The organism is Sorangium sp. So ce321 (genome assembly GCF_051530195.1).
In the GTDB taxonomy this organism is placed as follows: Bacteria; Myxococcota_A; Polyangia; order Polyangiales; family Polyangiaceae; genus Sorangium.
The window spans coordinates 13,978,656-14,003,387 of sequence record NZ_CP150329.1 but is presented as its reverse complement, the minus strand read 5'-3'; the positions used below and the strand labels follow the sequence as shown (position 1 = coordinate 14,003,387).

Below are 24,732 nucleotides of genomic sequence, written 5' to 3'. Positions count from 1 at the left end.
CTCGCGCGCGTCATCGCAAGCGGCGCCTCGCGCGCGTCACCGCGCACACCGCATCTCGGAGCCCGGGCGATGTACCGTTGTGGATGCGCTGGCCCGGGGAGCGTCCCATTCGCCGCTCCCGCCTCCACGTCAGCAAGGCAATGCCGCCCCGGGCCCGCGCTCGTCAGCCCCCGCTGATCTCCTGCACCAGCGCAGCGACGCCGCTCGCACCCCCGTTGTCCGCCGCGTTCTCATTGCCGCCCAGCCCGCCGTCGCCGGCCGTCCCCGCCTCGATGTCCACGCCGCTCCGCTGCACCGGGGCCGCGCCGATGTGCGCGATGCCGAGCGACGAGCCGCCCGCGCCGCCGCCGCCCGGGCCTCCCGCGCCCCCGGCGCCGCCCGCGCCGCCCGCGCAGGCGCCTGGCAGCACGTTGGGCGGCCCGCCAGCGCCGCCAGGGCCGCCGGCGCCGCCGGGCTGGCCGCTGGCGCCCGCGCCGCCCTTCCCGGCCCTGCCCGCGGTGATGTGCACGTCGATGAGCGTCAGCGCGGCGTTCACGCTCGCGAGCCCGATGCTGGACCCGCCCGCCTGACCGCCGGCGCCGCCGACGCCGCCGCACCCGCCGGCGCCGCCGCTGCCGCCGCTCGCTCCGGGCCCGATCGGCGGCATGAGCTGCGGGCAGTTCCCGCCGCTGCGCGAGCCGCCGCCGCCGCCCCCCTGGCCCGGCGAGCCATCCCGGCCGGGCGAGCCTGAAGGCGCCGTGTAGCCGGCCGCGCTGAGGGCACCGAGGCCCGCCCCGCCGCTGCCCGGGGTGCCGGACGCGCCGTTCGCGCCGGGCGCGCCATCCCCGCAGTCCGGCCTGCCGCCCTCCCCGCCGCGAAGCTCGGGCAGCCCCGGCATTCCCATCATCCCCGGCCCGACCGGGGGGATGGAGCTGCCGCCGGCGCCGCCCACCGAGCCAGGGCACGCCGGGTTCGCCGGGCCCGGCAGCCCGACCCCGGCCGTGCACGCGGCCATCCCTGCCAGCCCGACCGGCCCCTGCGGCGCCGCCTCCTCGAGGCTCACCGCGTCGGCGCCGTCCGCGCCGTCGCCCGCGACGAGCGTGCAGCGGGTCAGCTCGGCCGTCGCGCCGTCGGCGAGGACGGCGATGGACGACGCCCCGGGCTCCGCGCCGGGAGCGGCCTGGAACCAGAAGTCCTCGATCCGCGTCGTGGCCTCGCCGCCGAGCAGGACCGCGGCGATGACGGAAGGCTCGGTGGCGACCGTCGTCTTGCCGCTCTCGCCGATCCACTGCCACCTGTCCGCGCAGTCGAGCCCACCGAAGAGCTCCACGCCCGCGGGGACGACGATCGGCTCGTTGAAGGCCTCGGCGCACGCATAGACGCGCTTCCCCCGCTCCCCGGCGAGGTCGATCGCTTTGGCAAGCGTCTTTACTGGCGCGACCCTGGTGCCAGGGTTGAGGTCGTTCCCGGAGGCGGTGACGAAGACGCCGAAGCCGTCGTCGATGACGCACGCGTCCTCGGCGGGCGAGAGGGCGCTGTCGCAGCCAGGAGCGCCGCCCGTGCCACCGGCGCCGCCCGCGCCCCCGGCGCCGCCCGCGCCGGTGCCGGTGGAGGCGGCGGCGCCGCCGGCGTTCTGGAACTCGCGCACCTCGGGCGAGCACGCCGCGGCGCCCGCGGCGACGGCGACGAGCAGGGCGGCCGCGAGGGCGCCGCGCACCGCAGCGGCCGGGGCAAAGCCAGGGCTCATGCGTGCTCCATGCGCCCGGCGCTGCCCGCCGTCAATTGATGCGCCCTGACGCGGCGCCGCCGTCCGCCGTCAACTGATGCGCCTGATGCGCCCTGGCGCGGCGCCGCCGTCCGCCGTCAATTGATGCGCCTGATGCGCCCTGACGCGGCGCCGCCGTCCGCCGGCTCGACCGTCAGCTCGCCAGCGCCGCCTCCCCGCGCCGCGCCCCCTCCCCCGCCCCGGCGAGCGCCGCCCGGAGGCTCTGGATGGTCGCGTAGAGCCCCTGCCGCAGCGCCACCCGCGGCTCGAACCCGAGCGTGCGCCGGGCCAGGTCGATCGCCGGCCGCCGCTGCCGCGGGTCGTCCTCCGGCAGCGGCCTGAACACGATCCGGCTCGCGCTGCCCGTGAGCCTCAGGATCTCCTGCGCCAGCTCGAGCACCGTCACCTCGACTGGATTGCCCAGGTTGACCGGCCCCACCTCCACCGGGTGCTCCATGAGCCGCAAGCACCCCTCGACCAGGTCGTCGACGTAGCAGAAGCTCCGCGTCTGCGAGCCGCTCCCGTAGACGGTCAGGTCCTCGCCCCGGAGCGCCTGGACGATGAAGTTGCTCACCGCGCGCCCGTCGTCGATCGCCATCCGGGGCCCGTACGTGTTGAAGATCCGCGCGATGCGCCCCGACGCGCGCCCCTGACGGTGGAAGTCCATCACCAGCGACTCCGCGCAGCGCTTGCCCTCGTCGTAACAGGCGCGCACCCCGACCGGGCTCACCCGCCCGAGGTAGGTCTCGGGCTGGGGGTGCACCTCGGGATCGCCGTACACCTCGCTCGTCGACGCCTGGAGCAGCCGCGCGCCGTGCCGCTCGGCGCACGCGAGGGCGTGCAGCGCGCCGAGCACGTTCGTCATCGTGGTCCGCACCGGATCGACCTGGTAACGCGCGGGGCTCGCCGGCGACGCCAGGTTGTAGATCCTGTCGACCTCGTGATCGAAGGGCACGGTCACGTCGTGCTCGACGAGCCAGAAGCGGCTGCTGCGCATCAGGTGCGCCACGTTGGCCGGCGAGCCCGTCGAGAAGTCGTCGAGCGCGATGACCTCGTGGCCTTCCGCGAGGAGCCGCTCGCACAGGTGCGAGCCGACGAAGCCGGCGCCCCCCGTCACCAGGATGCGCATGCTCCTCCCCACCGTTTTCCCGTTCGCGTCACCCATCGAAACACCTCCGTTGTCGCGATCTCGCCCCTCTGCGTGGCTGTCCCCGGACGTCCTCATGCGAGCGGGCTCCGGTGGTGCGCGGGGTCGCAGCGGCGAACCCCGGACCGCGCGCCGCTCCGCTCCAGCTCGTCCTCCTCGTCGGCGAGCCGCAAGGACGACGGCAGGAGGAGCTCGTCGACGAGGTCGAGGAGCGTGTCCACGCGGTGCGCGCACGTGTGGCGCGCGAGCACCGTCCGGCGCCCGTGCTCGGCGATCCCGCGCGCATAGTCCGGGTCCGCGAGGAGCGCGCGGAGGTGCTCCTTCATCTCCGCGCCGGTGCGCGCGACGAGGTAGTCGCGGCCGGGCGAGAAGAGGCGCTCGGCGTCGGACCACGGCGCGCTCACGAGCGGGATCCCGCACGCGAGCGCCTCGAAGGGCCGCATCGTCGGGAGGCCGGGGAGCAGCGCGGCGTACGGCCGCCGCGGGACGTGCACGGTGACGCGGGCGCGCGCGAAGGCGTCGGGGACGAGGTGGTTCGGGAGCCAGCCGGCGTGCTCGATGCCGGCGTCCGCGAGCGCCGCGAGGGCGCGCGCGGGGTAGCCCCGCCCGTGCACGCGCGCGCGCAGGCCGAGCGCCTTCACGGGCTCGATCAGGAGCTCGTGGAGCTCCGCCGTCCGCTCGCCGTCCCCCCAGTCGCCGATCCACACGAGATCGCGCTCCTTCTCGACCTCCGGCAGCGGCCGGAAGAGGCGCGCGTCGGCGGCCTCGTGCCAGACGACGGCGCGCCGCGCGACGCCGCGGCTCAGGTAGAGCTCGCAAAGGCTCTTTCCGAAGCCGAGGACGCAGTCGTACCCCGAGAGATCGCGCCGCACGATCGCGGCCGGATCGGTGAGCAGGCGGTGGTGCGTGTCGTGGAAGAGCAGGTGGTAGCGGCCCGCGCGGGCGCGGTGCTCGCCGAGGCGCCGCACGAGCTCGGGGTCGTTGCCCTCGTGGACGAGCGCGACGTCGACCCCCTCGAGCGCGGCGTCGAGGTCCAGCGTGGCGAGCGCGTAGCGGCGCGGGTTGAGGCGCGGCCAGAGGCGCTGGCAGGCGGCGGCCGCTTCGTTCACCGCGGCCAGCGCGGCGTGGCCGTGGGCGGCGAGCAGGCCCTGCGCGCTCCAGGCGTCCTCGGGCTCGAAGGCGAGGACGTCGTGGCCGCGCGCGTCGAGCTCCGCCGCGACGCCTCGGAGGAAGTGCGCGTCGCCGTGGTTCCAGTCGGAGAGCAGGGAGCGGCAGAAGAGCGCTATTCGCATGGTGTCCCGCAGGGCGTGGGCGATGGAGGAGGGCTGCCGCGCCGGGGCACGGGCGGCCGGGCCTCGAGCGCGACGGCGTAGACGTCGAGGTAGCGGCGGGCCATGGCGCGCGGGCTGAAGCGCACCGCGCGCCGGCGGGCGAGGGCGCCGAGCGCGTCGCGGCGCGCGGCGTCCCGGATGAGCTGGTCGAGCGCGCCCGCGAGCGCGCCCGGGTCGTCCGCGGGGACGTAGACGGCGGCGTCGCGCCACACCTCGCGCAGGCTGGGCAGGTCGCCGAGCACGAGCGCGCAGCCGGAGAGGCCGGCCTCGAGGATCGACATGCCGAACGGCTCGTACCGCGCCGGGAAGGCGTAGATCGCGGCGCGCCCCATCCACCACGCGAGCTCGCCCTCGCTCATCCACCCGAGCGAGCAGAGGCTCTCGCCGGTGCGGCGGCCGACGCCGCCCGACGCGACGTCGCTCCCGGCCACGAGCACCGGCCACGCGAGGCGGGGCGCGACCTTCTCGAGGGCCGCGAGGTTCTTGCCCTCGTCCCAGAGCCGGCCGGCCGCGAAGACGAACGCCTCCTTCGCCGCCGGCACGAACCGCCGCCTGTCGCGCGCGTGCGGGATGACGTGGCCCCGGCCGACGCCGAGCGCCCCGTAGTCGCACGCGAGGGAGCGCAGCATCGCCGCGCTCGGCGCGACGACGGCCGCCGCCGCGCGGAGCCCCTCCGCGACCCGCGCGCGGTAGCGATCGTAGCGGACCGGCGCCGGCCGGCGGTGGACGGCGCGCCACCAGGAGAGCACGCACGCGTGCGCCACGACGACGCGCGGCGCCCGGAACGGGAGGGCCGCGTGGCAGTACCCGCTCAGGTGGATGAGGTCGGGCTGCGTCCGCGCTTCCAGGGCGAGCAGCCAGTCGCCCGCGGCGGCGACGTCGTCCCACGGGTCGTCCATCCACTCGAGCCGGTGGTCGCTCTCGGCGAGCTCGAGGCCCGGGATCGCGGCGGCGGCCTCGCGCGCCGCGGGCGACAGCGGCCCGCCCAGGGCCGCGAGCACCGTGGCCACGCCGGCGCGCGAGAGCGCCGCGGCGAGCTCGATGGCAGCGGTCCACACGCCGCCGTGCGCGTCGGCCGTCATCAGCACGCGCCCGGGCCGCGGCGCCGCCGCGCCCGGGGCGCCGCCGTCAGCGGGCGTCATGCTCGAGCTCCGCGAGCGGCAGCGGCCGGCTGTCCTGGAGATCGCTGAACTTCCGGTGCTCGGCGATGTAGTGGGCGTGGGCCCGCTCCCACGCGCCGTCGTCCGGCGCGCCCCAGCGCGCGGCGTACGCGGGGGAGCCGGGGTAAGGGAACACGGGGACGGGCTCGTTGGCCCAGACGCCGAGGCCGAGCAGGCGCTGCCGCCACGCCTCCGCCGCGGCCGGGTCGCCGGCGCTCGCGTGGTGCAGGGTGGCCTGCACGAAGGGGACGCTCTTGCGGGCGTGGACGAGCAGCGCGGTGAGCTCCTCGGTCGAGGCGCTGCAGCGCCTGGCGAGGGGATCTCGCTCGCCGCGCTCGCCGCCGGAAAGGCCCTCGACGCCTGCCTCGATCGAGACGCAGCCGGCGCGGCCGAGCAGGTCGAGCATCTCGCGCGACCAGCTGTCGATCCTGAGCCGGACGCCGAAGGCGACCTCGCGCGCGCGGAGCGCCTCGAGGAGGGCCCGGTCGGGCAGGAAGTGCTCGTCGATGAAGTAGACGTAGCGGACGCCCTGGGCGAGGAGCGCGTCGAGCTCGTCGAGCACGGCCTCGAGCGGGCGCCTCCGGAGCGGGGCGCTGGCGCGGCCCCTCCCGCAGAGGGCGCAGCGGTGGGCGCAGCCGCGCGAGGCCTCCAGCTCGGCGCCCGGCCCCTCGGGCACGGCGTCGAAGCGGTGGTGGTGGTGGGCGTGCCGCGCGATCGTCGCGTCGTCCCAGCGCAGCGCCGGCAGCGCCCGCGCGCTGGCGGCGTGGGGGCCGCCCTGCACGTGGTCGATGCCGTTCCTGCGGTAGGCGATCGACGGGATCCGCCAGAAGCGCGCGTCCGCCGCGCCCGCGAGCATGACGAGGATCTCCTCGCACTCGCCGAGGATCACGACGTCGACGCCGAGCTTGCGGAGCGCGGCGCGCGGCGTGGAGGAGCCGTGGGGCCCGACGGCGACGAGCAGCCCGCCGTGGCCCCGCAGCGCGGCGGCGGTCGCCATGGGCACGCGCAGCTCGGGCGGCGGGCAGCGCCAGAAGAGGTAGCTCGGCGCCGTGGCGATCGCCGTGATGTCCGGGCGGAGCGCGGCGACCGCGGCGCGGAGCGCGGCGAGGTCGAGCCCGCGCGCGTGGGCGTCGAGGAGGGCGGCCTCGTGCCCGGCGCGCTCGAGCAGCGTCCGGGCGTACGCGAGCTCGAGGGGCAGGTGCGGCTCGCGGCAGCCGGCGTAGACGCTGCCCTGGAAGCTCCAGGGCGGGTTGACCAGCGCGACCTTCATGACGCGACCCCGAGCCGGTCGGGCCGGTCGGGCCGGTGGAGGCGCGCGGAGAGGGGGGGATCGGCGTAGACGGCCCCGAGGCGCTCCTCGAGGGCGAAGCGCCATCGGTAGAGCGCGCGCAGCCCGTCGCGGACGTCGACGCGCGGCGCCCAGCCGGTGAGCGCCTGGAAGGCGCGGCAGTCGGAGACGTAGTACCGCGGATCGCCGCGCCTCCACCCGGCGAGCGAGACGGCCGGGCGGCGCCCGTCGAGCTCGGCGATGAGGTCGAGCAGCTCGACGAGGCTCACCGCCCTCGCCGGGCCGCCCCCGAGGTTGAAGGCGCGGCCCGAGGCCTGCTTGATGTCGCGGCGCGCGACGAGGAGGGCCTCGACGAGGTCGTCGATGAACAGCGCGTCTCGGACCTGGAGCCCGTCGCCGTGGAGGGTGATCGTGTCGTGGCGGATGGCGCGCGCGACGAAGTGGGCGATCCACCCCTGGTCCTCGTTGCCGAACTGAGAGGGGCCGTAGACGCAGCTCATCCGGAGCACCGCGGCGTCGAGGCCGAAGGTGCGCGCGTAATCGAGGACGTACTGGTCCGCGGCGCCCTTGGAGCACCCGTGAGGGCTCTGGAAGTCGAGCGGCCGCGCCTCGGAGATGCCGTGTTCGCGCGCGCTGTCGCAGAGGGGTCGATACCGCTCGTCCCCTCGCTCGACCGGGAGGTCGGGCAGCGCGCCGTAGACCTTGCTGGTGGAGGCGAAGAGGAGCGGCGGGGGCCGGTCGAGCTTCCGGATCGCCTCGAGCACGTTGAGCGTGCCGCGCGCGTTCACCTCGAAGTCGAGCGCCGGGTCCGAGACGCTCCTCGTGACGGCGGCCTGCGCGGCGAGGTGGAAGACGAACGAGGCGCGCCGCACGGCGTCGCTCACGGCCTGCTCGTCGCGGATGTCGCGCACCATGACGTCGACGCGGCCGCCGTGGCGCTCCTTGAGGAGCTCGACGTTCCGCTCGACGAACGCGCGCGCGAGGTTGTCGAAGACGAGGACCGGCTCTCCCTGGCGGAGGAGCCGATCGGCGAGGCTGGAGCCGATGAATCCGGCTCCACCCGTGATCAGGACGTGGTCAGGCATATCTTGCTCCGTTCCGGTCTGGACGAGCAGCGGGCGGCGAGAGAGCAGATGTCAGTCAGGTCGGGAGCGTCCGGCGCAGGGCGGCGCGGCAGGCAGAGCGCCCGCCCGCCGCGCGATTCCCCCCGATCCGCGCCGCGCTGCGCGCGAGTCCCTGAGGAGACACCGATTAACATGCGGCCTGGAGGCCTGCAATCCGATCGGAGGAGCTTTATCTCACCACGCGAGTCGAGCCTGGCGCGGTCCCTAAACAGGGTACGGAAACGCCGGACGGCAGCCTGGACAGCTGCGTAGATCGAGGTGTCGCAAAGGGGTCTCGATGCGAGCAGCGGTATCCGGACAGGCGATGAAAGCGGCCAGGGACGATGGCCGGAAGGAGGGCGCGCGCTCGACGCCGGGCGGAACCGGGCGGGCGCGGCTGCAGATCGCGGCGAGGCGGGCGGGGGTGCGGGGAGGAGGGCGGCGCGGACGCGAGCCCTCGAGGAGGCTCAGCTCGCGATCGGCTGGCCCGTCAGGCGCAGGTAGATGTACACATACCCGAGGGCGGCGATCGGCGCGGCCACGAGCGTACCGAGGCAGCAGGCGAGCGCGCCCCCCAGGAAGAGCACGAAGGCGAGCAAGGCATAGAGGAAGAGGCCGCCCTTGTGCCCGGTCGTGATTCGCCAGCTTTCCTTCATCGCGTCGATGGTGCCGAGGTTTTTATCGACGATGCACGCGGTGGTCATGCTCAGGCCGAGCGCGAGGATGACGCCGGGGACGAACAGGAAGACCATGCCGATGGCGACGGCGACGAAGGTGAGGAACTGGGCGCCCAGGATGGGGAGGAACCACTGGCCGCCGGCGAAGATGTCGTTGAACGAGTACTGCTGGCCGCGCGCGACCTTCAGGAGCAGAGTGTACAGGCCTCCGGCGAAGTAGCTGCCGAGCACGAAGCCGACGAGCTGCAGGAGGAACTGGACGGCCGACCCGAGGAGGGGCGCGTCCCTCGCGAGGGACGCCTGGATGCCTCCGCCGATGGCGTTGGGGAGGCCTGCCGCGAACCCGACGACAGCCACGGCGCCGATGAGGATCGCCGGGTCGCGCTTCACGCGCTCCCAGCCGAAGGATGCCGCGTCGCCCGCGCCCCACGACGTCCCGTCGCCCATCCCCGGCTGGCGGTAGGGGTCGCCGCCCGGAGGCGCTCCGTAGCCGCCCGGAGGCACTCCGTAGCCGCCGCCCGGGGGTGCTCCGGAGCCACCGCCCGGGGGCTGGCCCCAGCCGCCACCGCCCGGCGGCGGACCCCAGCCACCGCCGCCAGGAGGCGGACCATAGCCGCCGGCACCCGGCGGTTGACCGTAGCCGCCGCCCGGCGGTTGACCACCGCCCGGCGGTTGGCCGTAGCCGCCGCCCGGCGGCTGGCCATACGCGCCGCCCGGCGGCTGCCCCGGCGGCTGGCCATACGCGCCACCCGGCGGCTGCCCCGGCGGCTGGCCATACGCGCCACCCGGCGGCTGCCCCGGCGGCTGGCCATACGCGCCGCCCGGCGGCTGCCCCGGCGGCTGGCCATACGCGCCGCCCGGCGGCTGCCCCGGCGGCTGGCCGTAGCCGCCGCCCGGCGGCTGGCCATACGCGCCACCCGGCGGCTGCCCCGGCGGCTGGCCGTAGCCGCCGCCCGGCGGCTGGCCATACGCGCCACCCGGCGGCTGTCCCGGCGGCTGGCCGTAGCCGCCGCCCGGCGGCTGCCCCGGCGGCTGGCCGTAGCCGCCGCCCGGCGGCTGCCCCGGCGGCTGGCCGTAGCCGCCGCCCGGCGGCTGCCCCGGCGGCTGGCCATAGGCGCCACCCGGCGGCTGTCCCGGCGGCTGGCCGTAGCCGCCGCCCGGCGGCGGACCATAGCCGCCGCCACCCGGCGGCTGACCGTGACCACCACCGCCCTGACCGCCCCCTGATCCTCCGCCCCAGCCACCTTGGCTCATCTTGTCTCCACCGGTGTGAATACCAGTTAACCCCCAACCAACCACCCCCACTATACGTGGAGGGCGCCGACACGGAACAACTAACTTCTGGCCACGCGGCGAGCGCCCCGCGCGCGGCGGCGCAGCAGCGGCCGCCGCAAGCTTCGCCGGCGTTCCGGACAGGGCCATCATCACGGATTCCGCAGCGCGACTCTCGACAGACCGCCATCGAGCGCTCGAGGCGCATTGAGGGGCGCGCCCCGAGGCATCCCTCAAATTCTTCGGAAAATTCACAGGGAGACGGGGAGAAAAATCTTCAAATACTCCCCGCCTCCCCGCCTCCCTGTTCAATTTCTCCGCTGAAAATGGCTGCAAATAAGGGGATTCCTCAGGGACGCGACCTCGAGGACGACAGCGTCCATCCGCGCACGGCGGCCGCCTGGCGCGACCATCGCAGCGCCCGTCAGCCGACAGATACGCTGCTGGCGCGCCGAGATCCCCTGTCCACGCCGGGCTCGCCCCACCGGCCTGCCGCACGAGACCGAAGCGCGCGAGACCGGGGAGCATGGAACCGGAGCCTGCGAAACCGGAGAGCACGAAACGGAGTACGATCACCTCGGAGCTGGCCCTCCCAGGCAGAGCCCGGCGATGCTGCTCGTGAACGAGGACCCGTCCTCGCGCCGGACCGCGGCGGAGTTGCCCGTGAGCGGCGACGAGAACACCTCCGTGACAACGCCGGCCCCCTGCTTCGCCGTCACGACGCGGCCGACGAGGGCTCCCGGCGACACGGCCTCGATCGGGGCTCCCGGCGCGAGCGCCTGCTCCTCGGGCAGCTCCGCGCGCCGGAACCCGCCGAACCGGACCGCCGCGCCGCCGTCCGCTCCCGGCGAGAGCTTTCCGACGCACTGCCCGAGCGGCGTGCTGACCACCGCGTAGCGCACGGCGGCGTCCACCGGCGGCCGCCCCGCCTCGCGGGCCAGGACGGCGGCGATGGCGAGGATGAACACGGCCACCGGGACCACCAGCGCGGTCGCCACGACGGCCGCGGCGGCGCCGGAGGTCGCCCGGCCGAACGAGGCGAGCTCGGCGCTCACCGCCTGCTCGAACGACTGCAGGACGACGACCTGGCGCGCGCGCACGCGCTCGAGGACGGCCGGCGAGACCAGGTTGTCGGCGGCGCAGAAGCCGCAGCGCGCGACCGCGCCGTCGCCCCCGCCGAGCGGCGCGCCGCACACGTGGCACGCCGCCGGCTCGCCCGGGGCCGCGGGCGGGCGCGCGGCGCACGCCTCCTCGATCCGCCGCTGCCTGCGGCGCACCAGCGCGAGCACGGCCGCGCCCGCGCCGACGGTGCCGAGCCATGACGCCACCACCATCCCGCCGGTGACGACGTCGCCGTCGGTGTCAGGGCTGACCCAGAGCCCCAGCAGGATGAGCGCCGCGAACCCGGTGATCGGCACCGACGCGAGCGCGAACACGACGAGGAGCCGCGCGTGCCGCTGCGACGCCGTGACCAGCATCCGCCGCAGCGCGTCCGAGAGCTGGCGGCGACGCACGTCGGTCTGGAGCACGACGTGCGCCGCGGCGCGCAGGCCCTGCGCCGCCGCAGCGGGCGGCGGGCCGCGGTAGTGGCAGGCCGCGCAGGCCATGAGGTCCGGGCTGGCGAGGGACACCGGCGCAGGTCGCCCGCAACGCGGGCAGTGCACGGCGAGCATTGAGCGATTCTACGCCAGCCGCGTCTCGGCACGTCAAGGCGCCTCGCGGCGCGGCCTCCCCGCCTCCATGTCGAGGCGACGACACGCTACCTGCGGCCCCTCCCGGCCGGCGCGAGCGTGCGGAGCGCCGTCGACAGCGAGGCGAACGTGTCCAGGTCCCGGAGCTCGACGGCGACAAGGCTCCTCGCGATCTCCGGGCGCACGCCGACCAGATAGACCCGCGCGCCGAGCAGGGCGGCCGCGCGGCTGATCGCGCCGAGCGCGCTGGCCACCTCGGCGTCCACGAACGGGACGCCGGTGACGTCGAGCAGCACGCGGCGCGCCCTGTGCCGGCTCACCCCCTCGGTCACCTTCTCGAGCACCTGCTGGGCGCGGCCGCCGTCGATCATCCCGATCAGCGGCACGAGCAGCATGCCGGGCAGGAGCGGGATCAACGGGCAGCCCAGCTCTCGCACGGTCTCCGAGAGCGCGCGCTCGATCGCATAGGCCTTCTGCAGATCGACGTGCTGCGCCGACACCGACTCCAGCAGCGCGTCGCGCTCGAGGGCCGCGCCGAGGAGCGTCCCCCAGATCGCGACGGTGCCCTCGTCCCCGGTCATCGCGACGAGCGTCGGGCCGACGAGCGCCAGGACCCCCCAGTCGCGCCGGGCGGAGCGTATCGGCAGGAGAAACACCATGAGCGAGCCGTCCGCGGCCGCGGTCGGCAGCGTCTCCGCCGGCGGAAACGCCTCCATCGGGCAGCGGTCGCCGATCGGGGGTGTCGGGCTGCCGTCGCGGCTGTAAGCGCCCGCGACGACGAGGCTCACGCGCGTCTCCGGATCGTCCCAGAGCGCGAGGCAGCTCCAGACCGCCGGGGTCGTCTCGAGCCATGCGAGCGACCGGGCCTCGTGATGCGTGCCGCCGAGCAGCGCGAGGCTCACGTCGTAATTGGTCCTCGCGAGCAACCCGAGCTGGTGGACAACCTGCGTCTCCGCCTCGAGGCGGGCCCGCGCGATCGCGAGCCGCGACAGCTCCAGGTAGTCCTCGACGCGCCGCCTGGCCGCCGCGTCCATGGGCGCGCGGCGCCGCTCGTGCGACTGGCCCAGCAGGCGCACCGCCGCCAGCAACGTCCCCAGATCGGGCGTGACGCCGACGGCCTGGCGGTAGGCGCGCTCCAGCTCCACCGGCGGGAGCGGCGCGGCGCCCCGGAGCGCCGCGAAATACCCCTCCACCACCCGCGTGACAGCTGGCCATACCTCGGTCGGCGGCGTCCCGGGCGGGAGCGTCCGGGGCACGAGGAGCAGCTCGACCATCTGCCGGGCCAGGGCGTCGCTCTCGCCCTCCTCGGATGCCAGGTCCCCCCGGTCGAGGAAGTTCTGGATCACGTTGCAGCCGCACGAGCTCCGCTGGACGAGCACGTTCGCCGTCTGCACGCCCTCGGGCGGGAAGGCCTCGCCGGCGATCATCGACGCGAGCAGATCGCACGCCGCGCTCCCCATCATCTCGAACCGCTGGCGGATCGTGGTCAGCGGCGGGTCGGCGCCTTGCGCCTCCACGATGTCGTCGAAGCCGACGATCGCGAGATCCTCGGGGATCCGGACGCCCGCCGCCTTCAGCAAGGGCATCATGCCGATCGCGTTCTTGTCCGTCCCGAAGACAGCGGCCGTGCACTCGTGCCGCCGCGCGAGGAGCCCCGGCGCCGCGCCCTGGCCTCCGCTGTACCAGTTGTTGTCGCTCTGGACGACCAGATCCGGGTCGAACGGGATACCTGCCTCGGCGAGCGTGTCCTTGTAGGCCGCGAAGCGCTCGCGCACGTCGTAGGCGGCGAAGTACCCGACGAACGCGATGCGCCGGTGGCCGTGCTCGATCAGGTGGAGCACCGCGCTCCTCATGCCGCCGCGGTTGTCCGGGATCACGGCCGGGCAGCTGACCTCGGCGGCGCGCGTGCCGACCGTGATGAACGGGACCCCCGCGCGCGCGAGCGCCTCGATGCCGTGCACCTCGATCAGCACGATCCATCCGTCCACCTGCCCCCTGGCGAGCGAGGGCGCCCGGAGCTCGAACGGCGTGCCGCGCAGCACCATCGTGCGGTACCCGCGCTCCTGCGCCGCCTCGTGAATACCCGTCAGGACCGGGTTCCAGAACGAGCCGTCGACAAAGGGGGTGATGATCCCGAGGGTGCGAGGGCGGGCGCCCGCGTCGACTTCCAGCCTCACCGGCCCCGGAGCGTCGGTGCGGCGCGCGGCGGGGATGGATGAGCGGGCCTTTGCGCCCGCGCCCGCCTCCTGCCCCGGAGCGCCGGGCAGCTCGCCCCACTGCTCCGGCACCGCGACGCCGCTGCTCTCGCCACCCTGACCCATCCTCGCGCTCCCTGCTCCACGGTCCGGGTCATCCTCCCGGCGAGCTTCTGCGGACCAGCTACCAGGGTACACGCGGCCCCGGCAACATGGGCGCGACGTCTGGCGCCGGAGCGACGACCGCCGAGCGACGCGCCGGATCGCGGGGAGGCCTGCTCCTCACCGCGCCAGCGGCTGCCGGGACGGAGGGCGCGGCCTCTGGCCGGCGCGGAGCACGCGGAGCACGAAAACGCCCGCGATGACCTCGCCAGCGCGGGCGCCGGCGCGGCGCCTCCCGATGCTACCGTTGCACGATGCATTACCGCGACGAACGAGACGCGCTGCGCGGGCGCGTGGACAGCCTCCAGGAGCAGCTCGCGACGGCGAAGCGGGAGCTCGAGGACCAGCGGGACGACGACCGGACGGCGCGCGTCGCGCAGCTCGAGCGCCAGATGGCGGACGCCCGTCGCTTGCTCGACCAGCTCGGCCGCGAGCTCGACCAGGTGCGCAGCCGGCCGCGGCGCTCGCTGTTCGTGCCGGTCCTGGCGCTGATCGCGGGCCTCGGGATCTGCACCTCGGTCGCCGCCTACCTGCTGGTGCGGCCCGCGCCCGAAGCGGCGGACGACGCCGTTCCGTACGCTGGCGTGGTCGCGACCCCGGTCCCCGTGCCCATCGACCCGGCCCCCGAGCCCGCGCCGACGCCGGCGTCGGCGCCGGCCACGCCGGCCCCCGAGGCGCCGGCGCGGACCGCGACAGCGACCTGGAAGGCGACCGTGACGCGCGCGACAGGGCTCCCCCTCGCGGCCGGCGCGACGTGCACGGTCGAGGCGCAGCTCGCGGGCTCGGGGGAGAAGATCCGCGTGCCCGCGCTCCAGATCGTGTGCGGCGGGACGCCGATCTACAGCTCGAGCGATCCGCTCAACGGCATGTCGAGGTTCAGCAGCGGCGTGGAGGAGGACTCTGGCGCTGCCCCCGGCACCCATGTTTACGCCATCTCGTACGAGGACAAGGGCGACCGCTCGGGGGAGAGGGCCGAGGTCTCGCTCGACAGCATCCGCAAGGTCGGCGCCGTCTGGCGCGACTCGGTGCCCGCTTACCGGGTCGAGCTCAAGCTGCCTTACCAGAGCGCGCCCGTGAAGGGGGAGCCGCTGCTCGACGCCACCGGCAGGGCGCTGCGCAGGACCGCGCGCGTCACGGCGTCCAGCGGGCCCAGCCCGGCGAAGGTCGGCGCGCAGTGCACGCTGCGCGTCTCGCCGCTCGCGCGCCCGGGCAAGTGCCTCACGCGCCTCGAGTGCGGCGGCCGCATGCTCTACGGCGCGGGCACGACCGGCGTTTCCGAGTGTACGGTGGAGCAGGACCAGGTGGTCCGCGTCCACGACGGGAACACGACCCGGAACGGGGGCGATCCCGCGCTCGATCTCGACGTCGCGACGGGAAAGATCACCGTGCGAGACGAGGTGGCGAGCGGCACGTGGACGGCCTCCGTGCAGCTCGATCCGGGCGCGAAGCAGGACCGGTAACGCCGCCCGAGGCTCGAGCCGGGCGGCCCGGCCGAGCGCCGGGCGGCGAGGCCGACAGCCGGGCGGCGGGGGCGGTCGATTTTTTTTCGCGGCGCCGATGATTCTGACCGGGCGCGGGGGTCTATGCCCTCGAACCCGGACAGAAGAGGCCACCATGACCGCGATCTCCCCCGCCATTCGCCACGCCGCGCCCACCCGAGACGAGAACCAGGCCCCGCAGACCGGCGTCGCCCTCGACGCGCCCGTGACCGGCGCGACGCGCGACGCCCCGCCCTCGAGGAAGGCGCTCTGGGCAGGCCGGATCCTGAGCGGGCTCGCCGTGCTGTTCCTGGCCTTCGACGCTGCGGGCAAGCTGTTCCAGCCGCGCGAGGTCGTGGAAGGCACGACGAGCCTCGGATACCAGGCGAGCGTGATCTTCCCGCTCGGGGTCGTGCAGCTCGTGTGCCTCGCCTTCTACCTCTTCCCGCGCACGGCGGTGCTCGGGGCCGTGCTCTGGACGGGCTACCTGGGAGGCGCCATCGCGACGCACGTGCGCGTGGGCAACCCGCTCCTCACCCACACGCTGTTCCCGATCTACGTCGCGGCGCTGCTCTGGGGCGGGCTCTGGCTGCGCGACCGGCGGCTCCGCTCGATCCTCCCGCTCCGGGACGCGAAGTAGTGAGGAGCGCCGGCGCCCGCGAGGGCCGATGATCCGGAGTTCGTCACTGCGTCGATAAACCACCTTGGGTCCCGGGCGACGCCCCTCGCGCCGCGGACCACCGCACGGAGGCAGACATGTCGATCAAGAACCTGAATCCCTACCTGATGTTCAACGGGACCGCGGGAAGAGCCATCAAGCTCTACGAGAGCGCGCTGGGCGCGAAGGCTGAGGGCCTGATGCGCTACGGCGACATCCCGGGCAACACCCCGGCTCCCGAGAACAGGGACCTGATCATCCACGCCGCCCTGCGCATCGGCCCGGGCCTCGTCATGGTCAGCGACAGCACGCCCGACAGGCCGGTCCCGCAGGAGAGCAACACCGAGGTTTGCCTGGGCTTCGACGACGTGGCGGACATGACGAGGGTGTTCGAGGCCCTCGCCGCGGGCGGCGCCGTGACGATGCCCCTCCAGGACACGTTCTGGGGCGCGAAGTTCGGCACGCTCACCGACGCGTTCGGCATCCGCTGGATGTTCAACTGCGACATCAAGAAGGCGTGACGTCCGGGCGGCCCGGCTCGCGAGGCGCAGCTGAGCGTCAGCGCGCCGCCAGCAGCCAGGCCGGCGCCCACCAGTAGCGGTGGAGCAGCCGGCGCTCGACGCGCGCGAAGCCGGCCTCCTGCAGCAGCGCCGCCCAGTCGTCGACCGGGTGCTCGAACGTGGTGCGGGTGGCGCCGCGGTCCGCATAGCCGAAGAGCACCGGCATCAGGAAGCCCTGCGCCACCGTGTCGAGCTCGGCGCCGCGGTACTCGGCCAGCCCTTCGCGGTAGCGCTCGAGCACGTGCCGCGCGATGTCCGGCGCGAGCGGCTCGTCCATGCGCGGCGCGTCGAACTCGGCGATCAGCAGCAGATCGCAATGGTCGCGCGCCCAGCGGAGCAGCGCCGGCCGCTCGGCCGGGGCGATCGCGTGCAGGCAGAAGGTCGCCTGCCCGACCGCCCAGCGCCGCGACGCCATGCCGGCATCCGCAGCCAGGTCCTGGAATCGCCCGCTGAAGGCCTCGAAGCCGACGCCCCGCGCCGAGAGCGCCGCGGCGCACCGCTCGAGCAGCGGCGCCGCCGGCTCCGCCACGGTCACCCGCCGCACCGCCGGCGTCAGCGCGGGCAGCAGGGCCATGCCGTCGCCAGCCCCTATATCGAGCAGATCGAAAGGCGCCTCCGGGTACTGGCTGGCGAGCGCCGCGCTGGTCTCCCGGTAGAGCCGCACATTGCCGCCCCCGCGGATGAAGGCGGCGAACCCCTCTGCGGACACGTAGACGTTGCGCTTCCCCTCCCGGGCGACCCGCGCGAGGTGCGCCGCGGCCGCGCGGAACAGCGGGTCTCCCGGCGAGGCCTCCGCGGCCCGGGCAGCGAAGGCCGCGGCGTCCGCGGTGCGCTCGTCGGCGAACGCCAGCATCGCGAGGTAGCAGAGGTCCTCCGGCGACGGCGCTGCGGCGACGGCCGCCGCCTCGTCGAGCCCGGCGGCGCGATGACGATCCCAGATCCTCTCCAGCATGGTTCTCCTTTTCCTGCGCGCGGCCTCGCTCGTCCAGCGCTCGAGCGGAGCCCTCATCTCATGATCGGGAACGAACCCGAGCGGCGCGGCACGGACGCGCCGTGTTGTTCGCGAGCAAGCTCTCCTCCGCGGGCGCTGCAGCAGCACCGCCGTGACGGACGCGCCTGGCCAGCGATCGCGTCACCGCTTCGTGATCGCGTGCTCCCAGCACACGACCTCGTCGGTCGCGACCCCCTCGCCGGAGCTGCCGGCGGGGTGCGCGCAGGCCATGAACACCTCGTGACCGCAGCCCTTCACCTCGAAGACGTCGAGCTCGTCCAGACCCTCCCGCGTCGCTGCGTCCTCTTCGGCCCGGTCCTTCTGCCATTTCGCCAGCCGGCCGGGGTCGTTCTTCACCTCGTCGGGCGGCGCCTCAGCGGGTCTGTTCGCAAGCACGACCGAGCCCCATTTCACGTCGTCGCGTGAGCGGACCGTGATGCGGTCCTCGGGACAGCTGTGCTTTCTCCCGAACTCCTCGCGCGCGCCGGTCTTGAGCCGCTTGCACCCGCTCGAGGAGACGACCGCGAGGAGCACGAGGAAGAGCGGGCGGCGAAGCGAGCGATAGGCGGTGTCGGTGATCATGGATTCCAACCGCATGTCGAGCCGTGTGCAGGGGAGCGCCTGTTCTTTTGACATGGTACAGGTTTTCGTGTCGCTGTCGAGGTCGCGGAGCACGAGCGTGGCCGTGCGGTGAACAGCGCGGTCAGTCAGTTCCAGAACAAAGACGGGGCGCCATCGTAGTGTTCAGCGTACCTGACGATCCGACGGCAAGGAGCTTTTCAGCTCCCATGAAACGGCCTGCGCCGGGGAGGCACGCGCGAGGGCGTGCGTGGGCGTTCCTCCTTTCGCCGCGATGATGCCTGGCGACGCCATGGCGGAGCTGCGGACGCCACAGGGAGCGGTGAGAAAGGAGCGGCGAAGGAGCTCCTGCATGCTGTCACGGAGGCCGCCAGGTCGCGGGGCCATGCTGGCTTCGAGCGGCGCCCCCGTCGCTTGACACCGAACGTGTGAACGTTCACAATGCGCCCAAGCGGTACACTCTTGCTGTAAACGTTAACGGATCGGCGCAACAAACGCAATGATTCCGAACATTTGCAAGGCCGAGCGGGCCTATGAGGTCAATGACGGATGGGCTCGTAAGTGCCCGAAATTGCTCATGAACGCGATCCGAGACGTAACGGCTACCTTTTCCTTAGCCCTGGATGGGTCGTCATGCGCACCGAGACCTTCGTCATCCGATCGATCTCGGTCTCGGCACGGATTCCATTCGCTCGATCGTCTCGGACGCAATCGCTGATGAGCTCTTGATCGGCTGGGCTGTCGTTGCGGCGAAGCGCCCGAACGAGAAGCGCCGGAGAGTCATCACCTGAGCGATCTGTGACATCTGGCCACATCTTAACGATTCTTCAGGAGAGCAGCGAGGTCCAGGAATGATCACGAATACAACATCCCTCCAGCACAAGCTCCTCATCGCGGCATTGTTGCTTTGCGGCACAACCGTGTTTCCGTCCGAATCCATGGCGGACAACCCCATCGTACAGACCATCTACACCGCCGATCCTGCCCCCATGGTCCACGACGGGACTCTGTACCTGTATACCACCCATGACGAAGACAGCGCCTCGACGTTCTTCGGGATGAACGAGTGGAGAGTGTATTCGTCCACGGACATGGTGAACTGGACGGATCGCGGGTCACCGCTGAAATACAAGGACTTCAGCTGGGCAAAGGCGGATGCCTGGGCAGGTCAGGTCGCCCACAGGAACGGGAAGTTTTATTTCTACGTTCCTACGACGAGCAGGACGCTCAGCAGGATGACCATCGGCGTCGCCGTGTCGGACAGTCCTGTCGGTCCGTTCGAAGACGCACTGGGGAAGCCGATGATCACTGCCAACTGCGGCGACATCGATCCGACGGTGTTCATCGACGACGACGGCCAGGCCTATCTCTATTGGGGAAACCCCAACCTGTGCTACGTGAAGCTGAATGAGGACATGATCTCCTACCAGGGGAGCGTCGTACGCGTGCCCATGACGGCGGAGAGCTTTGGAGAGCGCACCGGGAGCACCGAGCGACCGACCCTGTACGAAGAGGGGCCATGGCTCTACAAACGCGATGGACTGTACTACCTGGCGTATCCAGCCGGAGGCCTCCCCGAGTACATCGCCTACTCCACGAGCAGCAGCCCCACCGGCCCATGGACTTACCGGGGGGTCATCATGCCCACAGAGGGCGGCAGCTTCACCAATCACCCGGGCATCATCGATTACAAGGACAAATCGTATTTCTTCTATCACAACGGCGCTTTGCCGGGCGGAGACGGTTATCACCGCTCGGTGGCCGTTGAGCAATTCACATACAACGCCGATGGGACCATCCCGACGATCACGATGACCGAGGCGGGCCCGCCTGGCGCTGGCACCCTCGATCCGTACGTCATGACGGAGGCTGAGACCATTGCCTGGGAATCCGGCGTCGAGACCGAGGCATGCAGCGAGGGCGGGATCGATGTCACGTCGATTGAAGACGGGGACTACATCAAAGTGAAGGGCGTCGATTTCGGGCCCGGCGCGGCGTCCTTCGAGGCAAGAGTGGCCTCGGCGACCAGCGGCGGCAGCATCGAGCTGCGCCTCGACAGCACGACCGGCACGCTGGTGGGGACCTGTATGGTTCAGGGCACCGGCGGCGCCCAGACCTGGGTTACCACGTCCTGCGCGGTCGACGGCGCGACAGGGATACACGATCTGTATCTGAAGTTCACCGGTGGGAACGGTCCCCTGTTCAATTTCAACTGGTGGAAATTCACTGCGCTCGACGCCACGGATCCGACAGGCGGCGGGGGCGGTCCGGACATGGGTGAAGGGGGAGCGACGGGCAGCGGCGGCTCGGGTGGGGGTGGGAGCGTCAGCAGCGCAGCAACGACCGGCAGCGGCACGGGCGGCGCTGGCGCCGCCCCACCTGACGGCGCTGGCGAGGACGAGGGCGGGTGTGGGTGCCGGGTCGCATCGGGGCCCAGCTCCCCGGCGAGCGTGCTCGCCGCCTTGACCGCGTTGGGCGCGATCGCCGCGCGACGTCGTGCGCGAAAGGCCGGACGGAGCGGGGCCGCTGCGAGCTGACGGTGCCTGTGCCCGAGGCAATGATCCAGCGGGCGCGCTCCCGGCAAGCGCAGAGAATGCCGGGGTCGCATAGGGTCGCGGCCGGCGCGGCTGGCTTTCAGAGAGCTGGGACCAAGGGGAGCGGGCACGGCGAACGCCGGCCCGAACCGCGCGCCATCGCGTGAAAAAAAGAATAGAGCGTGGAGAGGATGCGATGAGATCAGTTTTTACTTTGGCAATGTGCGGCTTGCTGGCTGGCTCGTTCGTCACGATGGGTTGCGGCGATGACGACGGCGGGGGCGGGTCCGGCGGCGACGGCGGGGCCGGTGGAGGCACCACGACGAGCAGCTCGTCGACGAGCGGTACCGGGAACGCGAGCGGCACGGGAGGAGCGGGCGGCGCGGGCGGCGAGGGCGGCGCAGGCGGCGAGGGCGACGCAGGCGGCGAGGGCGGCGCAGGCGGCGCAGGCGGCGCGGGCGGCGCAGGCGGCACAGGCGGCGTCGAAGAAGTGGACATCGGTCCCGGTCCAGACGAGAGCTGCTCGGGCTGCGCCCGGCTGGCCGTGCCGCTCACCGAGGCCGACACAGGGACGCTGTTCCAGTTCGACATGCCGGATCTGATCGACCTGACCGGCGCCACCGTCACGTTCCGTGTGAAGCTGTACGCCGGCACCGGCGGTGGCGTGCAGACGTTCGTACAGAATGGAGGCGCACAGGCCTGGATAGGCATCCCCTGGGCGTGGACGGACCTCAGCAGCCTGCAGGAGTGGACCGAGCTCACCATCGACGTCGATGCCGTCGCCGCTGCGGATGAGTCCATGACGTTCGACAAGACCCAGGTGAGGCGCATCGGCCTGAGGGTCGACGCAGGTATCTCGGGGCCCTGGGCCAACCCGACCGTGGTCTACGTCGACTCTATCACGGTCACGAGGCCCGGCGGCACGGGCGGCACAGGCGGCGACGGCGGCACAGGCGGCGACGGCGGCACGGGCGGCGACGGCGGCACGGGCGGCGACGGCGGCACAGGCGGCGACGGCGGCACCAGCGGCACCAGCGGCACAGGCGGCGACGGCGGCACGGGCGGCGACGGTGGCGCGAGCGGCGACGGCGGCACAAGCGGCGACGGCGGCGCCGGTGGCACGAGCGGCACAGGCGGTACGAGCGGCGACGGCGGCGCCGGTGGCACGAGCGCCGAGGTGATTCACGTGCTCGGACCGTACGAGTTCACGAGCGAGCTGCAGGGGTTGGCGATCGGTGACTACAGGATGGTGCCAGGCTCGAGGCTGGATCTCCTGGGCGAGTGAACCAGGTTGCCTGCGGCGCTCGCTCTCGCGCTGCTGCGCGGAGCGAGCGCCCGCGCCCGCCTCATCGCTCATCGAGGGAGCGCGCATTCCGGTGCGCCCCAGCTTGACTCAACCCCCCTTTCCAGGTAGCGACTCCCCTGCTGCCGGCGCCGGCCACGACGTCGGCTTGCGAGCCGCCGTGCCCCGCAGGCTGGATGTGAGATGCGGATACTGGATCATCCGCTTGCCCCAGCCACTCAAGCCATCCTGAGCGGTCGGGCAGCAGGAAGCTTCCGCGCCGCCGTCTCCGGCGCTACGGCTCCCGCGTGACATCCTGGCCCGTCTTCGTCGATCAAGCCCTGTCGGCCCGCATCGAAGCCGCCGAGGCCGCGTTTCCATTGGGGATCGGTCGGCTGCTCGGGCTGCCGGTGGCACCGGAGGGGTGAGCAAGCTTGGGCCGAACGTCGGGCCCGCCGCTCGCGTGGACTCCGCTGCCGAAGCCTTGACGCTCGCCAGCGCCCGCGGGCTCTGCTAAGATCGCCCGCGCGCAGTGCTTGCATGCCGATAAGCAGTCACCCGTCGGACTGGATGATCCAAAGCATTACAACGGAACATGCTTGCTTGCTTGCGTCAGCTCCGGCGGCATCATCTGCACGAGACGGTGGTCCAGCGCGCGGTGCGAGAGGCCGCCCTCGCCGCCCGTCTATCGAGGCGCGCGAGCTGCCACACCCTGCGTCACTCCTTCGCCACGCACCTGCTGGAAGCCGGCTACGACATCCGTACCATCCAGGAACTCCTCGGCCACCGCGATGTGAGCACGACGATGATGTGGGGGAGGTCGCAGAATGCGACGGGCTGGACAGACCTGGTCCGGCGGCTTCGGTTGACCAATCGACTGATAGTTGGGCGGAGAGGAAGAAGGAGAGTGAGAGATTCACAGGGAGGCGGGGAGGCGGGGAGGCGAGAGCCGGGATCAGTCGCTCGAAGCAGCAGTCTCAGCGCCGGCTGTTTCGGGTTGCGTCGATGCGGGGCGGCTGGTGGTGCCGGAGTGGTCGTCTTCGATGCGAAACCGGGCGAGCCGGGCAGCCTCCGCGCCGCGGCGTACCAGGCGGCGGATCCCGCGGCGGAGCACCGGCGTGTTGAAGTTGACGAGCAGTCCGACATCCAGGTCCGTCAGCTTCAGGTACGTGAGCACCTGAGCTTCATGGACTGGCAGCAGGTGGTCGACGGCCTTGAGCTCCAGCACGAGCTTCTCCTCGACCACGACGTCGAGCCGATAACCGCAGTCGAGCATGACTCCCTTATAGATCACCGGCAGCGGCCTTTGTCTCACGAAGCCCAGACCGGTGAGCGACAGTTCGTGGCACAAGCATTGTTCGTAGGCGGACTCCAGAAGCCCGGGACCGAGGTGGCGATGCACCTCGATGCACGCTCCGAGGACTCGCTCGGACAGACCCCACGATCTCCCTATCGACGACTCTGTGTTCATACCCGTATATCGACGCGAAACCAGCCCCAGTTGCGCGGATTTGACGTCGCCGGTACCCGCCCTGCAAACGAGCGACCGAGCGACCTGGAGGCAGCCGGCATCGAGCGAGCTCGAACAATGGTCCCCATCTCTCGCCTTCCCTTGCCTGTATTCTCTCTCGCCTCCCCGCCTCCCCGCCTCCCTGTGTACTCTCTCTTTCTCTGTCTCCCGCCCAACAACCCGCTGCTGCCGGCGGCGCTGCGCGCTGCGGCAGACGGGCAGGACGTTGGACAGGCTGCCAATGACCAATTTCGAGCCTCAGCTTCGTCGTACTGGTCGCGCTCCATGGAGACGTGGCGACTCGTTCACGGAGCGCTCCCAGGACCGCGAGGCAATCCATGAGCATGTATTATTCTCATCTGCTCGTCCCGCTCGATCCGGGTTTGGCCTTCAAGGCGGAGGCGATGACGGCGTTTCTCGAAGCCGCAATGAGCGCTGGGTTCGTCGGGAAGAACCCCGAGCGGCTTGTGCGGACGGACCCCGAGCCCGTTGGGTCCTTCGTGTTCACTCTGTCGCGCGGGATGCCCAAGGCCGGCAAGGACCGCGGGCGCAATCCGGGATCGTGGCTGCGTCCCGACTCAGCGGAGGAGCTCTGCCATTCCCTGGAGAATGATGACAACGTTCAAGCTACGATTTGGAGCGAGTTCCGACCGAAGCGACCGCCTCTGCTTGCGCTCGAAGCGCTTCAAGGCGGGGCGCGGTTCGACATGACGCAAGCGCAATTCGACGACGTCTACTACGTCGCGATCACATGCCATCGTACCCAGGTGCCCGTGTCGATGTCCGCCGACCGCAACTCCGAGGACGCGGCGCTCGAATTTGGAGCGCGCATGGATCTCGTGGACGTTCCGTCGTATGGTATCGCCAATTATCCATACAAGGCCGGGCACATGGAGATCGCCGGAATCGCTGCCGCTCGATCATGGGTGAGCATCACCTTTGGCAACTACGTTTTTCCTCCTGCCCAGCTCTTCGAAGACCTGTTCTCGCGCGAGGGAGGTCTTCCATTCGCTGTGCCCGACTTCATCGCGCTCGCCCAGCGATGCCTCGGCTGCGATCTTCGCCAAACGTGCCATTGGTGCTGACGTGCCTCCCCGTGTCCAGAGATCCGGCTCCGCAGCTGCGCAACCAGCGTCAGCGGCCGACGCCGCTACGCGGCGCGGCTGAGCCGCTGGTCGCTGGGCCGGCAGAGCGCGGGGACGCAGGCACGATCCCGAGACAGGCGGCAGCGCATCGAAGGGCCCGGCAACAGGACGGCGAGCGAAGGAGAATCCCTCGGCGCTGCGCCGCCCGGTTAGGCTCCGACCCCGATCGGTGATGCCGCGGGCCCTTCACCGCGGGCGACGCGGCGGCGGAGGGCGCCCCGTTGG

General features: G+C 72.5%; 18 protein-coding genes and 1 pseudogene. 7 read left to right on the top strand and 12 right to left on the bottom strand.

From position 1 onward, the window contains the following. Positions 1-163: 163 nt before the first annotated feature. The 9 genes from WME89_RS52025 to WME89_RS51985 all read right to left on the bottom strand — a co-directional run bounded on the left by WME89_RS52025 (position 164) and on the right by WME89_RS51985 (position 13,734). Positions 164-1,726 carry a PGRS family protein gene (locus WME89_RS52025; RefSeq protein ID WP_438006925.1) on the bottom strand — a complete coding sequence of 521 codons (1,563 nt, stop codon included), beginning with the start codon at positions 1,724-1,726 and terminating at the stop codon, positions 164-166. 172 nt (positions 1,727-1,898) lie between these two features. Continuing rightward, the gene (locus WME89_RS52020) at positions 1,899-2,909 is read right to left on the bottom strand and encodes a UDP-glucuronic acid decarboxylase family protein (RefSeq protein ID WP_438006924.1); all 1,011 of its coding nucleotides are present in this window, start codon (positions 2,907-2,909) and stop codon (positions 1,899-1,901) included. Between the two features lie 56 nt (positions 2,910-2,965). After that, positions 2,966-4,183 (bottom strand): CgeB family protein, encoded by a 1,218-nt coding sequence (locus tag WME89_RS52015; RefSeq protein ID WP_438006923.1) that lies wholly within the window; start codon positions 4,181-4,183, stop codon positions 2,966-2,968. Continuing rightward, positions 4,174-5,364, bottom strand: coding sequence for a glycosyltransferase family 4 protein (locus WME89_RS52010; RefSeq protein WP_438006922.1), 1,191 nt, complete (start codon positions 5,362-5,364; stop codon positions 4,174-4,176). Before WME89_RS52010 ends, WME89_RS52015 begins: the two co-directional genes overlap by 10 nt. Then, positions 5,351-6,652 carry a TIGR04295 family B12-binding domain-containing radical SAM protein gene (locus WME89_RS52005; protein WP_438006921.1) on the bottom strand — a complete coding sequence of 434 codons (1,302 nt, stop codon included), beginning with the start codon at positions 6,650-6,652 and terminating at the stop codon, positions 5,351-5,353. The genes WME89_RS52010 and WME89_RS52005 overlap by 14 nt, the downstream gene beginning before the upstream one ends. Continuing rightward, complete coding sequence (locus WME89_RS52000) at positions 6,649-7,755, bottom strand: SDR family NAD(P)-dependent oxidoreductase (RefSeq protein WP_438006920.1); 1,107 nt, start codon at positions 7,753-7,755, stop codon at positions 6,649-6,651. Before WME89_RS52000 ends, WME89_RS52005 begins: the two co-directional genes overlap by 4 nt. Before the next feature lie 485 nt (positions 7,756-8,240). Then, positions 8,241-9,704, bottom strand: a complete 1,464-nt coding sequence (locus WME89_RS51995) for a YciC family protein (protein WP_438006919.1) — start codon at positions 9,702-9,704, stop codon at positions 8,241-8,243. A gap of 590 nt (positions 9,705-10,294) precedes the next feature. Next, the gene (locus WME89_RS51990) at positions 10,295-11,395 is read right to left on the bottom strand and encodes a hypothetical protein (RefSeq protein ID WP_438006918.1); all 1,101 of its coding nucleotides are present in this window, start codon (positions 11,393-11,395) and stop codon (positions 10,295-10,297) included. 86 nt (positions 11,396-11,481) lie between these two features. Continuing rightward, a complete protein-coding gene (locus tag WME89_RS51985) occupies positions 11,482-13,734 on the bottom strand; it encodes a substrate-binding domain-containing protein (RefSeq protein WP_438006917.1) in 2,253 nt (750 codons plus the stop codon). Between the two features lie 290 nt (positions 13,735-14,024). Between WME89_RS51985 and WME89_RS51980 the strand changes: the two genes are divergently transcribed. The 3 genes from WME89_RS51980 (at position 14,025) to WME89_RS51970 (ending at position 16,427) form a co-directional block, all read left to right on the top strand. Further along, positions 14,025-15,230, top strand: coding sequence for a hypothetical protein (locus tag WME89_RS51980; protein ID WP_438006916.1), 1,206 nt, complete (start codon positions 14,025-14,027; stop codon positions 15,228-15,230). A gap of 154 nt (positions 15,231-15,384) precedes the next feature. Further along, positions 15,385-15,888, top strand: a complete 504-nt coding sequence (locus WME89_RS51975) for a DoxX family protein (protein WP_438006915.1) — start codon at positions 15,385-15,387, stop codon at positions 15,886-15,888. A 116-nt stretch (positions 15,889-16,004) separates the two neighbouring features. Beyond that, positions 16,005-16,427, top strand: a complete 423-nt coding sequence (locus tag WME89_RS51970) for a VOC family protein (RefSeq protein ID WP_438006914.1) — start codon at positions 16,005-16,007, stop codon at positions 16,425-16,427. Between the two features lie 37 nt (positions 16,428-16,464). On the opposite strand, the gene WME89_RS51965 is transcribed toward WME89_RS51970, so the two are convergent. Next, positions 16,465-17,418, bottom strand: a complete 954-nt coding sequence (locus WME89_RS51965) for a class I SAM-dependent methyltransferase (RefSeq protein ID WP_438006913.1) — start codon at positions 17,416-17,418, stop codon at positions 16,465-16,467. A 180-nt stretch (positions 17,419-17,598) separates the two neighbouring features. Next, a complete protein-coding gene (locus tag WME89_RS51960) occupies positions 17,599-18,039 on the bottom strand; it encodes a hypothetical protein (RefSeq protein WP_438006912.1) in 441 nt (146 codons plus the stop codon). Between the two features lie 848 nt (positions 18,040-18,887). On the opposite strand from WME89_RS51960, the gene WME89_RS51955 reads away from it, so the two are divergent. From WME89_RS51955 to WME89_RS51945, 3 genes and pseudogenes are all read left to right on the top strand, one after another. Continuing rightward, complete coding sequence (locus tag WME89_RS51955; protein ID WP_438006911.1) at positions 18,888-20,573, top strand: glycoside hydrolase family 43 protein; 1,686 nt, start codon at positions 18,888-18,890, stop codon at positions 20,571-20,573. Between the two features lie 217 nt (positions 20,574-20,790). Continuing rightward, on the top strand, positions 20,791-21,855 hold the full coding sequence (locus tag WME89_RS51950; RefSeq protein ID WP_438006910.1) for a hypothetical protein: 1,065 nt from the start codon (positions 20,791-20,793) through the stop codon (positions 21,853-21,855). A 616-nt stretch (positions 21,856-22,471) separates the two neighbouring features. Next, a pseudogene (locus WME89_RS51945) lies at positions 22,472-22,690 on the top strand (tyrosine-type recombinase/integrase); the annotation flags it as partial. Positions 22,691-22,807: 117 nt separating this feature from the next. Here WME89_RS51945 and WME89_RS51940 read toward each other — a convergent pair. Further along, the gene (locus WME89_RS51940) at positions 22,808-23,323 is read right to left on the bottom strand and encodes a GxxExxY protein (protein ID WP_438006909.1); all 516 of its coding nucleotides are present in this window, start codon (positions 23,321-23,323) and stop codon (positions 22,808-22,810) included. A 377-nt stretch (positions 23,324-23,700) separates the two neighbouring features. Between WME89_RS51940 and WME89_RS51935 the strand changes: the two genes are divergently transcribed. After that, positions 23,701-24,447, top strand: coding sequence for a hypothetical protein (locus WME89_RS51935; protein ID WP_438006908.1), 747 nt, complete (start codon positions 23,701-23,703; stop codon positions 24,445-24,447). Positions 24,448-24,732: the final 285 nt, after the last annotated feature.

Coding starts and splice junctions, on each gene's coding strand:
- WME89_RS51990 (WP_438006918.1), bottom strand. CDS start 11,395: ATGCTCGCCGTGCACTGCCCGCGTTGCGGGCGACCTGCGCCGGTGTCC.
- WME89_RS52010 (WP_438006922.1), bottom strand. CDS start 5,364: ATGACGCCCGCTGACGGCGGCGCCCCGGGCGCGGCGGCGCCGCGGCCC.
- WME89_RS51985 (WP_438006917.1), bottom strand. CDS start 13,734: ATGGGTCAGGGTGGCGAGAGCAGCGGCGTCGCGGTGCCGGAGCAGTGG.
- WME89_RS51935 (WP_438006908.1), top strand. CDS start 23,701: ATGAGCATGTATTATTCTCATCTGCTCGTCCCGCTCGATCCGGGTTTG.
- WME89_RS51995 (WP_438006919.1), bottom strand. CDS start 9,704: ATGAGCCAAGGTGGCTGGGGCGGAGGATCAGGGGGCGGTCAGGGCGGT.
- WME89_RS51975 (WP_438006915.1), top strand. CDS start 15,385: ATGACCGCGATCTCCCCCGCCATTCGCCACGCCGCGCCCACCCGAGAC.
- WME89_RS52000 (WP_438006920.1), bottom strand. CDS start 7,755: ATGCCTGACCACGTCCTGATCACGGGTGGAGCCGGATTCATCGGCTCC.
- WME89_RS51970 (WP_438006914.1), top strand. CDS start 16,005: ATGTCGATCAAGAACCTGAATCCCTACCTGATGTTCAACGGGACCGCG.
- WME89_RS51965 (WP_438006913.1), bottom strand. CDS start 17,418: ATGCTGGAGAGGATCTGGGATCGTCATCGCGCCGCCGGGCTCGACGAG.
- WME89_RS52020 (WP_438006924.1), bottom strand. CDS start 2,909: ATGGGTGACGCGAACGGGAAAACGGTGGGGAGGAGCATGCGCATCCTG.
- WME89_RS52005 (WP_438006921.1), bottom strand. CDS start 6,652: ATGAAGGTCGCGCTGGTCAACCCGCCCTGGAGCTTCCAGGGCAGCGTC.
- WME89_RS52025 (WP_438006925.1), bottom strand. CDS start 1,726: ATGAGCCCTGGCTTTGCCCCGGCCGCTGCGGTGCGCGGCGCCCTCGCG.
- WME89_RS51980 (WP_438006916.1), top strand. CDS start 14,025: ATGCATTACCGCGACGAACGAGACGCGCTGCGCGGGCGCGTGGACAGC.
- WME89_RS51955 (WP_438006911.1), top strand. CDS start 18,888: ATGATCACGAATACAACATCCCTCCAGCACAAGCTCCTCATCGCGGCA.
- WME89_RS52015 (WP_438006923.1), bottom strand. CDS start 4,183: ATGCGAATAGCGCTCTTCTGCCGCTCCCTGCTCTCCGACTGGAACCAC.
- WME89_RS51960 (WP_438006912.1), bottom strand. CDS start 18,039: ATGATCACCGACACCGCCTATCGCTCGCTTCGCCGCCCGCTCTTCCTC.
- WME89_RS51940 (WP_438006909.1), bottom strand. CDS start 23,323: ATGAACACAGAGTCGTCGATAGGGAGATCGTGGGGTCTGTCCGAGCGA.
- WME89_RS51950 (WP_438006910.1), top strand. CDS start 20,791: ATGTGCGGCTTGCTGGCTGGCTCGTTCGTCACGATGGGTTGCGGCGAT.